We start from the raw sequence: 15,516 nt of genomic DNA on the forward strand, positions 1-15,516 counted from the left end.
GGTTTTTCGTGTGGCATTGCAATGTTCGGTCGGCACGACGAGGGGGAAGTTGTGAAAGATCGCGTCCGTATCGCAATTATCGGCTCCGGCCCTGCAGGCATGAGCGCGGCGGGCAGGGCGGCCAGGCTGGGCATGTCGCATGTCCTGCTGGAAAAGACCGATCACTTGTCCGATACCATCTTCAAGTACCAGAAGGGCAAGCACGTCATGGCGACGCCTTCGTCGCTGGTGCTGCGGTCCGATTTCGAGTTCGATGCGGGCAAGCGTGAGCAGATCCTGGGGATCTGGGACGAGCAGGCCGCCAGCAACGCGGTCACCGTGCGCTACAATGCCGAAGTGACTAAGATCGAAGGCGAAAAGGGCGCGTTCGTCCTGACGCTCAAGGGCGGCGACACCATCGAGGCCGAAGCGGTGATCCTGGCCATCGGCACGCAGGGCAACCCCAACCGCCTGCGCTGCGCCGGCGCCGACCTGCCGCATATCCAGTACCAGCTAGACGATCCGACCGAATATGTGGACGAGCACATCACGGTCGTGGGTACCGGTGACGCCGGGATCGAGAACGCCCTGGGCCTCGCCGCCGATCCGGCGCAGGGCAATGTCGTCACGATCCTCAACCGCGGCACCGAATTCGCGCGTGCCAAGGAAGCCAACGTCAAGCTGCTGACCGAAGCCGAAGCCGCCGGGCGCATCATCATCCGCAACGAGACGACCCCGGCTGAAGTCCGGCCGGGCGAACTCGTTCTCGATACGCGCGACGGACAGGAAACCATTCGCTGCGACCGCATCATCGCGCGCACCGGCTCGGCCCCGCCGCGCAAGTTCGTCGAGGATTGCGGCATCGAGTTCACCAGTCCCGAGCGCGAGGCGTTCCCGGTGCTGTCGCCGGTGTTCGAGACGACGCGCCCGGGCATCCACGTCATCGGCGCACTGGCGGGCTATCCGCTAATCAAGCACTGCATGAACCAGGGCTATGACGTCGTCGAGTTCCTCAACGGGAATACCGATCTCAAGCCTGCCGACGAACCGATCCTGGCCGAAAAGTTCGCGACCCTGCCGGGCCAGCGCAGCGTCGACGAATGGCTTGAACTGTTCGGCAGCCGGATCGAGATCTTCCGCGACATTTCAGCGCTCCAGCTGCGCGAACTGATGCTCGATTCCGATGTCAGCGCTTTCCGCAAGGGCGAGGCGGTGTTCGAGCGCAACGAGCCGGGCTCCTCGCTCTTCGCCATCGCCGAAGGTTCGGTCGCGGTCGAGGTCAACAAGGACGATCCCTCGATTACCGTACCGATCGGGCAGGGGTCCATCTTCGGCGAAGTCGGCCTGATTTCCGGCCGTCGCCGCGGGTCCACCGTACGTGCGGCGCAGGACCTGATCGTTGTCGAACTCTCGCGCGCCGCCGCGCTGAAGATGATGGCGACGGCCCCGGCCGCGGCCAAGGTCGTCAACCGCATCGCCATCGAGCGCCAGTTGCTCCAGATCTTCGGTTCGGGCCTCACGCCGGAAGACATCGCCGAACTGGTCGACGGCGCGGAAGTCAGGGAACTGCGCGCCAACGAAGTGCTGATGAAGGAAGGCGAGGAAGGCACCGACATCTTCATCATCCGCCGCGGCTCGATGATCGTCGAGCGCCAGATCGGCGGCAAGCCGGTGTTCCTCAGCTATCTTCCGGCCGGCGCCTATGTCGGCGAGATGGCGGTGATCGATGGTTCGCGCCGTTCCGCGACAGTGCGATCGGCGATCAAGTCCGAAGTGATCCGCCTGCCGGGTGAAGCCTTCGTGCGCCTCTTGGCGCGCAAGCCGCAGCTCAAGCAGAAGGCCTTCGCCGAGATGGAGCGGCGGCGCGAGATCAATACCTTCGTCGAAGGGCGCAAGGAGAACTTCTCCAGCGTCGTCGACATGTATTCCCAGACCGCGCAGTTCCTTGTCGACAACGGCATCGGCGAGGCGACCGACGTCCTGCTGATCGACGAGACGCTCTGCGTGGGCTGCGACAACTGCGAGAAAGCCTGCGCCGACAGTCACGACGGCCTTTCGCGGCTCGACCGCGAGGCGGGGACCACTTATGCGCACCTCCATGTGCCGACTTCGTGCCGTCACTGCGAACATCCGCATTGCATGGCGGATTGCCCGCCCAATGCGATCCAGCGCGGCCCCGACGGCGAAGTCTTCATCGACGAGACCTGCATCGGCTGCGGCAATTGCCAACGCAATTGCCCCTATGGCGTGATCCGCATGGATTCGGTCCCGCCGAAGAAGCCCTCGATCCTCTCGTGGCTGTTCCTCGGCAAGGGGCCGGGGCCGGGTGAGCCGAGCAAGGCCTGGCGCAAGGCGCATGCCGATGGCGTCGAGCGGCCCAAGCAGGCGATCAAATGCGACATGTGCGCGGGGATCGAGGGCGGTCCGTCCTGCGTTCGCGCCTGTCCCACCGGGGCGGCGATCCGCGTTTCGCCGGAGGCTTTCCTCTCGGTCGCCAAGCTGGCGGAGGGCGAATGATGGCAAGCGCATCCGAAACCGGCCACGTCGCCAACCGGGAATATCGCAGCGATCACGAGGGTTTCCTGCGTCATCGCGGGTTCCGCTGGATGAAGATCGCGACCGCGCTCTGCGTGGTGTGCATCGCCGCCTATTTCCTGACCGATCCCAAGCCGCGCCCCGGTGGCGGCACCTGGATCGGCTATACCCTGGGCACCATCGGCGCCCTGCTGATCGTCTGGCTGTCGCTGCTGGGGATTCGCAAGCGCGCCATCACCGAAGGACGCTGGTCGCTCAAGGCGTGGACTTCGGCCCACGTCTACCTAGGCCTTTCGCTGATCGTCGTGGCGACGCTGCACACCGGCTTCCAGCTGGGCTGGAACGTCCACACGCTGGCCTATGCGCTGATGATGCTGGTGATTGTCTCGGGCATGTTCGGCATCTGGGCCTATGCCTCGCTGCCCACCGCGCTCAGTACCAATCGTGAACAGATGACGCAGGGACAGATGGTCGACGCCATTCGCGCGCTCGACCGCCAGCTCCACGAAGCCGCGCAGCCGCTTGCGCGCGGACCCTCCGATCTGGTGCTGGCCGCACTGGAAGAGGACCCGTTCTCGCCGGGCCTGCTGCGCCGCCTCTCGGGCCACTATTCGGGCTGCGCGACGCAGAAGGCACTGGAAGGCCTGGCGCTTTCCGGCTCTGCCGATCCGGAGATCGAGCGGGTGGAAAAGCTGCTGGTACGGCGCAAGGCCCAACTCGAAAGGATGCGCCGACACATGCGGCTCAAGGCCATGCTGGAGGTGTGGCTCTACGTCCATGTTCCCGCCACGATGGCGTTGCTCGCGGCGCTGACCGCCCATATCGTTTCCGTGTTCTACTACTGGTGAGGGCGGCATGACTTTCAGGATCCGCCAGATCGAGCAGACCGCGACCGGACGCGAAATCGTCCGCGACCGAGACATTGCCGGCGAAACACTCACCATCGGCCGCTCGGCCGAAAACACCATTCACCTGCCCGACCTCGCCGTCGAGCCGCGCCATGCCGAAGTGTCCGTCGTTTCCCGCGGGCGGCTGCGCGTCGAGGCGGTTGGCACGCTCGGCTTCGTTGTCGACGGCGCGGAAACGCGCTCCGCCTCGATCGACAGCCTCGGCGGCGCCGAACTGGGCTTCGGCACTTACCGGATCACCGTCTCGCAGGACGAGGACGGCGCAGTGCTGCTCACCATCCGCAAGGCGGAAACGGCGGCGACCCGCTCGGGCAACCTCGAGGAGAAGCGCGGCTTCTCGCTGGGCGGCGTGTTGCCGGGCAAGCGGCGCATGTCATGGGCGCTGGCCGTGGTTATAGTGCTGGCGTTCCTGGCCCTGCCGATCGTGACCAACCTCATGAGCGTGAAAGGGCCGCAGGTCGCGGACAAGAGCACCGTCATCAACGACGGCAGCTGGAATCCGGGCGAACTGAGCCTGGCCCACCACTCGCTGGCCAACAAGTGCGTGGCCTGCCACGTCAAACCGTTCGAATCCGTGCGGGACGAGACTTGCCGCAGCTGCCACAAGGACGTGCACGATCATGCACCGGCAGCGCGTCTGGCCTCGGCGCGGGGCAACCTGCCGCTGGGTCAGGCGGCCTTGTGGAAGGTCGCCCATGCTCTCGGCAAGGAAGGGCCCGGCGCCTGTCAGGACTGCCACTCGGAGCACAAGGGCCCGACCCGCCTGACCGCGCCCAGCCAGCAGTTCTGCGCCGATTGCCACGGTCAGCTCAAGAGCAACCTGCCCGACACGCGGCTGGGCGATGCCGGCGATTTCGGCAAGCTCCACCCGCAGTTCACTGCGCGGGTGATCACCGATCCGGTGACCCGGCATCCGGCCTTCGTCTCGCTCGACAAGAAGCTGCGCGAAGACAACGGCCTGACTTTCCCGCACAAGCTTCACCTCGATCCGATGGGCGGCGTTGCGCGCATGGCCAAGAACATCGGGACCGAAAGGGGCTACGGTGCGAACGGGCTGGAGTGCAAGGACTGCCACCGCAAGACGGAGGAGGGCGTGCGCTTCAAGCCGATCGACATGGAGCGTGACTGCGAAGGCTGCCACAGCCTTGCCTACGAACGCGTCGGCGGCATCGTGCGCCGCCTGCGCCACGGCGATGTCGAGCAGCTGACCGCAGACCTGCTGGCGGCGAAGTGGGATCACAGCAAGCCGCTGGTTTCCAACCGCAAGCGTCCGGGCGAATATGCCGAGGGCGGGCTATACCAGTTCCGATATTCCGGCGGCGTCTGGCCGGGGCTGCAGCTCGACGTGGCGTTGTCGAAGGACGGCATCTGCGGCGAGTGTCACCGCCCGACGCGGATCAACGGTCGGCCCGGCGTCGTGCCGGTATCGCAGCCGATGCGTTATTTCGACCACGGCTGGTTCGACCATGCCGCGCACAAGCAGGAGAAGTGCACCACCTGCCATGCGGCGGACACTTCGACCAGTGCCAGTGACGTGCTGCTGCCGGGGATCAAGACCTGCCGCACGTGCCATCTCGGTGAAGACGCACCCAAATCGAAGGTGCCATCGAGCTGCGCGATGTGTCATGGTTATCACATCACCGAGACGGGTTCGGCGGACCGGAAACCGGACGTCAACCCGTCATCTCCTAAGAAGGTCGCACTTCGGAGGGAGTAAGGCCCATGAATGGCATCAACGCAGGCTTCACAAGGATGCCAAAGTGCTGATCGCACAGATTACGGACCTGCACATCGGTTTCAGCGGAAGCGAAACGGGGGGCTACAACACGCATCGCCTGAAAGCGGTGCTGGACCGCCTGGTGGATGGGCCCAACCGGCCCGATCTTCTGCTCATGTCCGGCGACATGACCGAGTTCGGCGACCTGCAAAGCTACACGCGGCTGGCGGAGATGGTGCGCGACTGTCCGTTCCCGGTGGCACCGATGGTGGGCAACCACGACATGCGCGCGGCGATGTTCGAAGCCTTTCCCGACTGCCCGGACAATGGCGGTTTCGTGCAGTACGCGATCGATCTCGGCCCGCTGCGGGTACTGGTACTCGATACGCTGGAGGAAGGCCGTCATGGCGGCGCCTTCTGCGCGGCACGGGCGGCGTGGCTGTCCGCGGAACTGGCGGCGTACCCGGATCGGCCGACGGTCATCGCCATGCATCACCCGCCGTTCGAAAGCGGGATCGACTGGCTCGACAGCGACGAGCGCGAACCGTGGATCGCCCGTCTGATCGAAGCCGTCTCGGGCCACGCCCAGATCAAGGGGATCGTTGCCGGGCACCTGCATCGCCCGATCCACACCTTGTGGGAAGGCATCCCGGTCACCGTGGTCGGCTCCACCGCAGCGACGGTTGCGCTCGACCTGAACCCGGTGGACCCGGACAGGCCGGACGGACGCGCGATGATCTCCGCCGAGTTGCCGGTCTATGCCCTGCATCGCTGGGATGGCCGCCGTCTCGTCTCGCACACCGAACCCGTCGGCGCGCTCGATGCTCTGGCGCGGTATGACGAGGCGTTCCAGGAAGTGGTGCGCGTGATCGTGGGCGAACGGCCCGACTGAGACTGACTCCGGCGCGGTTCCGGAAGCGCTCCGGCACCGGCGACATGCCCACCTTGCCTTCGACCGTTCGCCATGACGAGGCAAGCCACCCCGATTCAAGCTCCCCGCTTGCCCCGAGCCTGTCGAAGGCCGGGAGCGCAAGGCCCTCAGCCCAAGTTCAAGGCTGCCTCAGCGCTTGGGTATCCACACGCTCATGTCGACCTCGTCGGTGACCTTGAAGGGCACGCCGCGGCGGTTGACGAACAGGCGCTCCATTTCCTCGCGGGTGAAGGGGCGTGAGCCCAGGCGACCGAAAACGGCCATCTGGCCACCGGTCTCGTCGACACCGCGGTCGCGGTCGAGGCCCTTGGAGAGGGCGCGGGCCGGGCTTGGCGTCCTGGCCCATGCGATCAGCTCGGGCTTGGGCGCGGGCGAGAAGCCATAGAAGTTCGGCTGGCTCGACGGTGACGTGAGCTGCAGGACCTTGAGGCCGTTCCGGCCGTCCGCGACATAGGCGAAGAGCGAGGCATTGGTCGAACCGACGATGACGTCTTCGGCATCGTTGAGCTGCCCGTCGAAAGTCACCTTCCGGTAGATGCGCGGGTTGGGCGGGCTGCGTACGTCGACGATGACGAGGCCGTCCTGCTTGGCCGCGACATAAGCGTAAGTGCGTGCGACGTAGATGCGGCGGGCATCGGCCAGCGGCACGGTTGCCTGGGGCACCGCGATCGGGTTGCGCAGGTTGGTGACGTCGAAGAGCTTGAGGCCGTCCCTGTCGGTCACCCACAGGTAGCGGAACTGGACTGCGCTGGCGCGCGCGTCCTCAAGCGGGCGTACGGCCGAGAGCTGCGGGTGCAGCGGGTCGTGCAGGTCGACGACGACGAGTCCGGCCTTGGCGGTGATGTAGGCCACTTCGCCCGCCAGGACGATGTGCCGCGCACCGTCGAGCACGTGATCCGGGTTCCAGGTTACCGCGCGCTTGAGCTTGTTGTTGCGGAACTCGCCATCGGCCATCGTGTCGATGTTGACGAGGATCAGGCCCTCTTCGCTGTCGGTGATGACCGCGTAGCTGTAGATCGGCTCGAAAGCCTGTTCCTGGTTGGCGTCGCGCAGCGTGAACGGTGTGCCGTCGGCCTTGTAGAGCGTCTGGCCCTTGTCGTCCTTCAGGATCGTCGCTTCCATCGTCCGGTTGCGCGTGGGGGCAACCGGCTGGTTGGTCGCCAGCGCCATGCAGGTCGCGTTCTTGGTCTTCACGTGGGTGTTGTGGCCCAGCGGTGAGAAGGGCGCCGAGACGACCGCGTCGGAGAAGCCCTTGTTGGCCACGGAGGCGACGTCATAGACCTCGAAGCCGCCCTTGCCCTCGGCCACGAACATGTATTCGCCGCGAAGCTGGAGGCAGCCGACTTCGCCGCTGGTACCCTGCGTCACGTTGCGGAACTGCTCGAAGGGATGGGTTTCGCCCGACAGGTTCTTGTCGAAGGCCTTGCCGCGCGTCCAGTTCTTCAGCTCGCGCCCGTTCTGCTCGACGTGGAGCTTGTAGTAGTCGGGGTAGGCGTACTTCTGGAGGTACGAACCGATCACGGCCTGCGGTTCGTCCCATTCGGTGACGCGCACGGCCTCGAAGCCGCCGTCGAGTCCGACCCACGAATTGAGGCCGACGAAGTTCACGAAATTGGTCCCGAGCAGCAGGGTCTGGGCCATGATCGCGTTGTTGTCGTCCTTTTCGGACAGGTGGCAGTCGGTGCAGGTCTTGGTTTCGGTCAGGCGCACGGTGTGCGGGAAGTGGGGAGCAAAGGCCTGGCTGGAGAAGCCCGCAGCGCTGATCGGCGGCTGCTGGATGTAGATGCGCTCACGGTTGACGTTGGTCGAGGACAGGACGAGCGCCGAGGTCGACCGGATCGGGGCGACTTGCGAGCCCTTGGTCGTCATGTGCTTGCCCAGCTGGAACATTTCGTCGCGTGCGACCTGCGGGTTGTAGGTCGCGAAGTTGCGGGTTTCCTCGCCTTCGTAGTGGTGCAGCGTGGTTTTCCAGTTCGCCTCGATCGGCAGGTGGCAGCCGCCGCAGCTCGTGGTCCACGAGAGGTGACAGGTGAAGCACGCCATCTCGCCGTCCTTGTGGGCACGGTCGCTCATCGGCACGCCGGGGCCGAAGCCGAAGCTGCCGTCGTCCGCGCCGGACTTGCTCATCAGCTTGGCGCGCGCCGACTTGGCGTTGAAAGTGGGCGAGGCGGGGTCGACCGCGTCCTTGACCAGAGAGACTTCCCACGAAAGGTCCGGATCGACGATCGAGCGCTGGATCAGGTGCTTGCGGCCCGAGGCGTCGGCGGTCCATTCGAAGCGGCGCTTGCCGTCGGGGTTGCGCAGCAGGGCGAGGTCGGTGCCCTTGGGCGGCGCAGCCGGACCGCTGGTCAGCAGCGTCGGATAGGCGTCGGCGGTGCCGTGGCAGTCCTTGCAGCCGATCTCGACGGCGTTGGCGACTTCGCCATAGATCAGCCCGTTGCCGTGGCTGTCCTGCGAATAGTGGCAGTCGGCGCACTGCATGCCCTTTTCGGCATGGATGTCCATCATGTGGACGCTCTTGCCCGGGTTGGTGCCGACGGGGACGAACTTGCCTTCGCCCTTCTTGCGCCACTTCTCCGGATCGTCGGGCGAGACGATGTGTTCCTTGTCGGTGCCCCAGGTCGCCTGGTTGCCGCCGGCATCGAGCAGGTTGCCCTCACGGTCGCGCTTGAAGATCGCGCGGAAGTTCCAGCCGTGGCCGTGATAGTCGGCGAACTGGGTGTCCTTCAGTTCCGGATTGAGGTCGTAGACGTTGCGCAGGAAGTCGAGGTCGGCCCACTTGCCCTTGGGCGATGCACCCTCGGGGTTGCGTTCCAGCACCTTGTGGACTTCCTCGGCACTCGGATACTTCTGCTTCTCCGGCCACATCTTCGGCGCATCGGCCTCGTAGTCCCACATCGTGTAGCCGAGGTAGCTGTTCAGGAAGATGTTGGGCTGGTGCATGTGGCAGTTCATGCACTGCGCGGTCGGGATCGCCCGGGTGAACACGTGCTGGAGCGGGTGCCCCTTCTCGCGGTCGTCGGCGGGCTTGGCGATGCCGTGACCGTCGTCCTCGTGCCCGGTCTTGAGCGAGCCGTGCCCGTCTTCGCCATAGCCCTTGCCGTGGCTCTTGAGTGCGGCGATGGTCGGGTCCCTGGTGACCGTCTGCCCGTCGCGGCCGAGCTTGGCGTAGATCAGCGAGTGGCGCGGTTCGCGGTCGTTCGCGTAGATCACGTGGCACGCGGTGCAGCCCGAAGAGCGATAGTCGCCCGGCTGGTCGTTGGTGCCCATGAACCAGGTGTAGGGATCGTTGAGGCGCGTCTTGTGCAGGTTGAGCACGGGGATCGCCACGCGAAGGCCGGTACCGGGGCCGCGGTTCGATTGCTTGATGTCCGGGCGGCCCGGTTCCTCGAGCCGCTGGATCGATCCGGTCGGGTTGGGCAGGCCGACTTCGGCGAATGTCGAGTTGATGACGCGTCCGCCACGTTCGAACACGCGGAACACGTCGCCCGGAGGCGTGACGTTCCAGCGCGGCAGCGGATAGAGCGCGGCCAGTGCACCGCGCGCCTTCTGTTCGGCGGTGACGGTGCCCGGCGGGTTGCCGGCCGATACGATCTTCGCCGGCTCGCCGTCGCGGGTATAGGCTTCGCCGAAGATGTAGTTCTTGTAGGGGACGATGCCGTTGTTATAGGCCGCGCCGCCGAACAGCATCGCGCCCGAGGCCATCAGCGAGCGTTCCGCCGCCTCGATCGCGGGCAGGTGGCAATTGCCGCAGCTCTCGCGCGCGACGCGGTAGTCGCCGGGATTGACGAAGCGGATGTATTCCGGGGCTTCCTTGTTGAGCAGGGTATAGCTGCGCTGCGGGTTCGCCGCGCTCGGCCAGTGCCAGCTCTCCGGGAACTTGGGCAGCACGTGCGCCTTGTTGCGCGCGGCGATGTAGTCGGGGTGATCGAAGCCCAGCTCCGGCCGCCCGGTGATTCGCGCATTGCCGCCATGGCAGTCGGTGCAGCCCAGCTTGACTGCAGGCGTCGCGTGCATCGTGGGCGCATCGCTGGCGGTGTGGCAGGTGAGACAGCCCGCCGACTTGGCATCCATGTCCGCCGCCGACTGGCCAGCGGGCGCAGCGGGCGCGCGCACCAGCGAGTAGTCGCGCTCGACCGGCTTTTCCTCCTCGCTGGCGAGAAGGCGGCCCGCAGGGATGGCCAGCGCCAGCAGGAGCGCGAAAGCGAGGAATATCCGGCTGAGGCGCTGCATCAGTAACTCACGATGATGTTGGCGAGGACGGAGTAGTAGTTCCGGTTGCCCTCGGCGTTGTCGAACAGGTCGCGGAAGCCCTTGCCCGGGACGAGGGCGGCGGCGCTGAGGCGCGCCACGATGTTCTGCGTCGCCTTGGGGCGCCAGATCGCGGCGGCGGAAAGGTCCCAGCCGATGTCCCTGGGGATCGAGCCTTCATTGCGCAGCGTCTGCAGCGTTGCGGTGTTCTCGAACCACAGGTGATTGGCGTTGGTGGACAGGCGGAACTCGGGCGTCAGGTCGAAGTCCGCGCCCGCGCCGACCAGTACGGTTCCCGGGTTGTTGAAGTTCGACTGGCCCTGTTCCTTGGACGAGCGCAGCGAATTGAGGATGCCATTTCGTCCGTTGACGCCAATGACGCGGCCGCCGCCGGCGAAGGGGATCGTCTGGCGGATCCAGTAGCTGGTGTCGGCACCCGCGAAGATCGGGTTTTCGAACACCGCGTCGAAGCCGGTTTCCTTGTTGTCGTAAGGATCGCCGTCGCCGGTGGCGTAGAGGCCGGACAGGCGAAAGCGCATCCAGTCCTTGTCGTAGCTCAGTTCGGCGGCGCCGAAAAAGGCGCGGATGTCGGCCTTGCGGTCGGTGAAGAAGCTGTTGCGGTCCTGGCCGAGCGCGCCATAGGCCGATGCCGTCAGGTTGATCCGGCCGATGCGGCCATCGGCGTTGTAGCCGAGGTAGACGACGTCGTAGTCCCGGCCCTTGAGGGTGCCGAGCAGGGCCGGGCGCACCGGAAAGCCGTTATCGTCCACTTCGACCCGGCCTGCCTCGCGGTTTCGGTTGTACGCGACGGTGAACTGGCTGGTCAGCGCCGGGATCAGGAAGTCCTGGCGGTAGATGTTGGCGACGAACAGGAAATCGTCGCGCGGGCGCTGGACGACCGAGTTGAGGCCCGAGTTGGTGTCCTTCTCCAGCCGCCAGAATGCGGCGAGGTTGTACTGCACCCGGTTGTTGTCGCGGTTGCCGAAGAAGCGGATGCCAAGCTGGTTGTCGTTGAACAGGAAGCCGCGAAAGTCTGCCTGGAACGGTTGGATGCCCACGCGCACCGAATCGAAGTCGTAGCGGTCCGAGGTGTTGCGCAGGTGATAGTCGATGAAGGCTTCCTGCACGCCGACGAAATGGTCGGAGCGGTGCGAGGGCTTGCTCGGCTCGACGAAGAGCACGCGCTTTTCGGGCACGTTGACGTAGTTGTAGTTGAACGCCAGCGCGACGCGGTATTCGACCGCGGGCGGCTTGAACGCGGTATTGCCCTTGGTCAGGCCGAGCCCGAGGATGAAGGTCTGCGAAAAGACGAGGCTGGCGTCCTTGCCGAAGACGTCGATGGAACCCGGTCGCTCGGTCGTCTGCACGCCCACGGGAATCGGGAAGGTGCGCGGTTCAAGAACGGTGTCGGAAATCAGGTTGAGGCCGAAGAACCAGTCGTCGCCCTTGATCGGCAGCCACTTGACCTTCTTGGGATCGAGCGGACGGTCACCCTTCAGCGTGTTCTGGTGATAGGGGTCGAACCAGCGTTCCTTGACCACGCCCAGCGTCTCGATCAGGCGCCAGCGGTCGGGGATCGGGACCTGGTCGGTCGGAAATGCCTCGGGCGGGGGCGCACGCACCGCGCCTTCGTTGTTCTGCGTCACCCGCTCGGGCAGCGGCGGGGTGTAGCCGGGACGGCGGCGGCCGTCGATCACGCCGGGATCGACGTCTTCGGGGGCGGTCTCGGTGCCCGGCGGTTCGAGGATCGGCTGCTCGGGCTGCGTATCCTCCTGCCCGAAGGTGGGCCCGGGGATTTCCTGCGGCGCGGCCTGCGCCGCCACCATGGGGACAAGAAGAACCGGCAGGGCCATCGTTACAGGCCCTCGCAGACGTTCTGTTCGCTGGAGTCGAGGAACGGCGCGAAGGGACAGTTGACGAAACGCAGGCGCACCATCGCGCCGTTGACGTTGACGACGATCCGGTCGGCGCGGATCGCTGCCGGGGCATTGCCGGTGGTGCCCAGGCGCACGCCGGCATTGTGGTTGCCCAGGAAGCTGATCATGTCGTCCTGGTCGATACCGTCACCCGATACGCCGATGCCGCCGACCAGCACATTGCCGCGATAGACCGGGACCGAACCGGGGAAGATCTGGATGCCGTTCTGCAGCCGGTTCTGGTTCGTGGCGACGTCGGGCAGGAATGTGCAGCGCTGCTGCGTATCGGTGGCGCTTGCCCCGGTGACGTACTGCAGGTGCTGGGCGAGGTTGGTCAGGACCAGCGCCGATTGCAGGCCGGTGGAGAACGGGCTCCACTGCGCGATCGGGCGCGAGAGTGGGCCATTGGGATTGCCGACTTCGCCGTCAGGGAAATAGGGGCGCGACAGGTTGCCGCCCGAGCGGTCCGCAAAGGCGAAAGTGCCGGTCAGTGCGCTCTGGTCATTGAGGAAGGTGCGCACCTTGCCGACGAAGGCCTGCACGTCGCTGCTGGGATCGCCCAGAAGCTGCGCCCCGGCCTGCGCGCCGGAGAAGAAGGTGGCGGTGCGCGCCTTCTGCAGCGAGACGTCGGTGCCGAAGATCGGCGCATCGGGAGAGCGCACGATGCCCAGCACCTCTCCGCGCGTATCGACGAGCGAGATCGAGACCTGCGCCCGGCTGTCGAGCGGCTGGCGGATCTGCGCGCGTGCGCGCGACATGACCTTGAAGGCTTCCTCGAGGATCGCCGTGGCTTCCTGCGCCGTGATCGGCTGGGCGATGTCGGCGCCGTCGGTTCCCGCGCGGATCGGGTAGCGGTTCGCGCCGCTGCCGTTGGTCAGGACGAACGCGTCGCGGTCGGAAAACTCGGAGGTCGTCGAAGCGCGGATGCCCGAGGCTTCTGAGCCGTAAGCGGTGCCGGCGCGCAGGGCTGCGGTTTCGAAGTACCCTTTGACAGCGACGAGACTGCCCAGCGCGGGGGCGGTCTGCGCGTATGTTGCGCCGGCGACGTCGAACAGGCCGGAATAGGTCGCGTCCGAGTAGCGCAGCTGGGTGCCGTCCACGTAGATGCGGTTGGCGCGGATCGCCTCCGGGGCTTCGAAGCCCACGGTGCCGGCCAGCGCGATCCGTTCCTCGAAGTCGGTGTCGGTGTCGAGCACGTTGTCGTCGAGGCCGTAGACCCCGTCGCCGCTCACGCCGATGCCGCCCACGAGCACGCCGTTAATGTAGAGAGGAAAGCCCCCTGGGTCTGCCGAGAGGCCGAGCGGCGACCGCTTGGGCCCGATCAGCGCATCGGTGCCGGAAGCCTTGAAGCGCGATGCGAAGTCCGAACAGGGAAGCTGGCTGAACTGCACGCCGAACAGTGGCCCGCTTTCCAGGCCGACGGTGCTGGGGGCGGGCGGGAAGTGTTCCTGCACGATCATGCTGGCAGTGCGGCTGGTGAAGGCGTTGCCCGCGCTCGACAGGTAGGCGCCGGTCACCGCCTTGGCGATGGCGGCGGCCTCGGCCGGAACGGACAGGCCCTGGATGTCGATGTTGTCGCCATTGGGCGCATCGGGAATCTTGGCATTGGCCGGGGCGCCGGCCATGCGGAATACGGCAAGGACATTGCCGACTCGGTCGACCACGGCAATGACCGAGGGATGACCGGACTGGTTGGCCTGCGCCGCGGCCTGCGCCACGATCTTGCCGACGTTTGCGCTGCTCAGCGACAGCTGTGCCGGGGCCACATAGTCCTCCAGCGTGGTGCCGCCGCTCGAGGAACCGCCGCCCGAGCTGCCGCCTCCCGAAGAACTGCCACCGCCGGAACTGCCGCCCGATGAGCCGCCGTCGTCTCCGCCGCAGGCCGCCAGCATGAGCGTGGCCGCGAGCGCTGCAATGGTGCCCCCCCGCCAGCGCATCAGCGCAGGGCCTCGATCGAGCGGGCAGCATTGCCCAGTGCGGCGCGGAAAGTGCCGGGATCGAATTTCTCGGGCGCGGAAACGGCGGCATAGGCCCGGTTGATCTGTGTGCGGATGCCGGCGGCGGCACCCACTGTGATGCGGCCTTCTCGGACCAGCGCGTTGAGCAGGGTGTCGACGGCCATGACCGCCTGCGCCGAACCTGTGTAGTCGGTCAGGCGCGGGGTGATCGCCTTGCCGGCAATCGTCGCGATGACCTGGAACGCGGTGTCGTTCGAATAGTGACGACCGGCCAACGCATCGGACAGTGTACCGGCGGCGAAGGACAAAGCTTTGGCAGCTTCTGCGGCCTGCGGGCGGCCCTGCGCCATGGCGGCGTGGAAGGCTTTGGCGGCGGCGTCGTAGCGGGCGGCCTGACCGGGCGCGAGCGTCGATGCGACGGCGGAGAGCATGATCATGTTCTCGTCGTTGTAGGGCGGGTTGCCGAAGGGGATCGGGCGCCCGGGATTGGTCTCGAACGTGCGCTTCGCAGCCGGATTGTCGGTGATCTGGCGATGGCAGGAATGGCAGTCGTAGAAATAGAACTGCGGGAACATGCCTTCGGTGGCGAGCGAGGCATTGGTGAACAGGCGCGTCGAGCGTTTGACCGCTTCGGCCTGGCCCACGGCCCAGAGCTGCAGGCTGTCCAGCCTTCCCTTGCGCTTCGCGTAGTCGGCGTCGAGGTTGTAGTGGGCCTGCAGCGAGGAAAAGAGGTCGAGCTCGAACGACACGCGCGGGTGCCCCGCCGCCATCATCGAATGCGTGACGAACTGGCCCGGCTTGTCGCTGCCGAAGTGACAATCGAGACAGACCGAGGCGCGCACTTGCGGTTTTTCGAGCGGGATCATGCCTGCCGCGACGTTCGAGGCATGGGTGGCCGGCATCGCATAGTGACTGGAGAGCCAGCCCGAAGCTGCGCCATGGCAGGATTCGCAGCCTACGCCATCGGCGGCCAGGTAGCGTCCTCCGCGCGCGGCATTGGGCGCATTGGTGGCATGGCAGCCAAGGCAGGCGGGTGCCGAAGCGGCATTGCCCAGCCCCAGGGCCGCAGCGATGCGCTGGCCGCGCGGAGTGGCAAGAACCGCGGTAGCCCGGCTGTGCGCGCCGGTCTCGCTCGACGGCTCCTGCCAGATGCGCAGTTCGTCCTGGCGCACCACCTTGCCGTCGCCTTCGCTGCGGCCATGGCACGTGGACCCGGCGCAACTGGCGACGCCTTCGTAGCTGTCGGCCGTGGCCGCGTTGGACCAGACCATGACGAGCGCGGTGAAGATCGCCGCGATGGCCAGGTACAGGCGCGCCCGCG

The 15,516-nt window shown here is 66.2% G+C and carries 8 protein-coding genes; 4 read left to right on the top strand and 4 right to left on the bottom strand.

What is annotated here, in order from left to right:
* Positions 1–21 precede the first annotated feature (21 nt).
* From SPHV1_RS11420 to SPHV1_RS11435, 4 genes are read left to right on the top strand one after another with little or no spacing between them, the layout of a single operon-like run.
* Complete coding sequence (locus SPHV1_RS11420; protein ID WP_054946158.1) at positions 22–2,496, top strand: cyclic nucleotide-binding domain-containing protein; 2,475 nt, start codon at positions 22–24, stop codon at positions 2,494–2,496.
* The gene (locus tag SPHV1_RS11425) at positions 2,496–3,362 is read left to right on the top strand and encodes a hypothetical protein (protein WP_054946159.1); all 867 of its coding nucleotides are present in this window, start codon (positions 2,496–2,498) and stop codon (positions 3,360–3,362) included. Before SPHV1_RS11420 ends, SPHV1_RS11425 begins: the two co-directional genes overlap by 1 nt.
* Before the next feature lie 7 nt (positions 3,363–3,369).
* Entirely contained in the window at positions 3,370–5,139 is a 1,770-nt protein-coding gene (locus SPHV1_RS11430; RefSeq protein WP_054946160.1) for a cytochrome c3 family protein, read from the top strand.
* Between the two features lie 43 nt (positions 5,140–5,182).
* Entirely contained in the window at positions 5,183–6,031 is an 849-nt protein-coding gene (locus tag SPHV1_RS11435; protein ID WP_054946161.1) for a phosphodiesterase, read from the top strand.
* 168 nt (positions 6,032–6,199) lie between these two features.
* Here the strand turns inward: SPHV1_RS11435 and SPHV1_RS11440 are convergent, their stop codons facing one another.
* Genes SPHV1_RS11440 through SPHV1_RS11455 form a run of 4 tightly spaced genes read right to left on the bottom strand, consistent with a single transcriptional unit; the run spans position 6,200 to position 15,466 of the window.
* Positions 6,200–10,303 (bottom strand): LVIVD repeat-containing protein, encoded by a 4,104-nt coding sequence (locus tag SPHV1_RS11440; protein ID WP_054946162.1) that lies wholly within the window; start codon positions 10,301–10,303, stop codon positions 6,200–6,202.
* Entirely contained in the window at positions 10,303–12,174 is a 1,872-nt protein-coding gene (locus tag SPHV1_RS11445) for a hypothetical protein (protein WP_054946163.1), read from the bottom strand. Before SPHV1_RS11445 ends, SPHV1_RS11440 begins: the two co-directional genes overlap by 1 nt.
* Before the next feature lie 2 nt (positions 12,175–12,176).
* Positions 12,177–14,174, bottom strand: coding sequence for a heme-binding protein (locus SPHV1_RS11450; protein ID WP_054946164.1), 1,998 nt, complete (start codon positions 14,172–14,174; stop codon positions 12,177–12,179).
* Entirely contained in the window at positions 14,174–15,466 is a 1,293-nt protein-coding gene (locus SPHV1_RS11455) for a multiheme c-type cytochrome (RefSeq protein WP_054946186.1), read from the bottom strand. The genes SPHV1_RS11450 and SPHV1_RS11455 overlap by 1 nt, the downstream gene beginning before the upstream one ends.
* Positions 15,467–15,516: the final 50 nt, after the last annotated feature.

The sequence above is a fragment of the Novosphingobium sp. KN65.2 genome, assembly GCF_001368935.1.
Classification (GTDB): domain Bacteria; phylum Pseudomonadota; class Alphaproteobacteria; order Sphingomonadales; family Sphingomonadaceae; genus Novosphingobium; species Novosphingobium mathurense.

Coding starts and splice junctions, on each gene's coding strand:
- SPHV1_RS11430 (WP_054946160.1), top strand. CDS start 3,370: ATGACTTTCAGGATCCGCCAGATCGAGCAGACCGCGACCGGACGCGAA.
- SPHV1_RS11440 (WP_054946162.1), bottom strand. CDS start 10,303: ATGCAGCGCCTCAGCCGGATATTCCTCGCTTTCGCGCTCCTGCTGGCG.
- SPHV1_RS11425 (WP_054946159.1), top strand. CDS start 2,496: ATGGCAAGCGCATCCGAAACCGGCCACGTCGCCAACCGGGAATATCGC.
- SPHV1_RS11420 (WP_054946158.1), top strand. CDS start 22: ATGTTCGGTCGGCACGACGAGGGGGAAGTTGTGAAAGATCGCGTCCGT.
- SPHV1_RS11445 (WP_054946163.1), bottom strand. CDS start 12,174: ATGGCCCTGCCGGTTCTTCTTGTCCCCATGGTGGCGGCGCAGGCCGCG.
- SPHV1_RS11455 (WP_054946186.1), bottom strand. CDS start 15,466: ATGGTCTGGTCCAACGCGGCCACGGCCGACAGCTACGAAGGCGTCGCC.
- SPHV1_RS11450 (WP_054946164.1), bottom strand. CDS start 14,174: ATGCGCTGGCGGGGGGGCACCATTGCAGCGCTCGCGGCCACGCTCATG.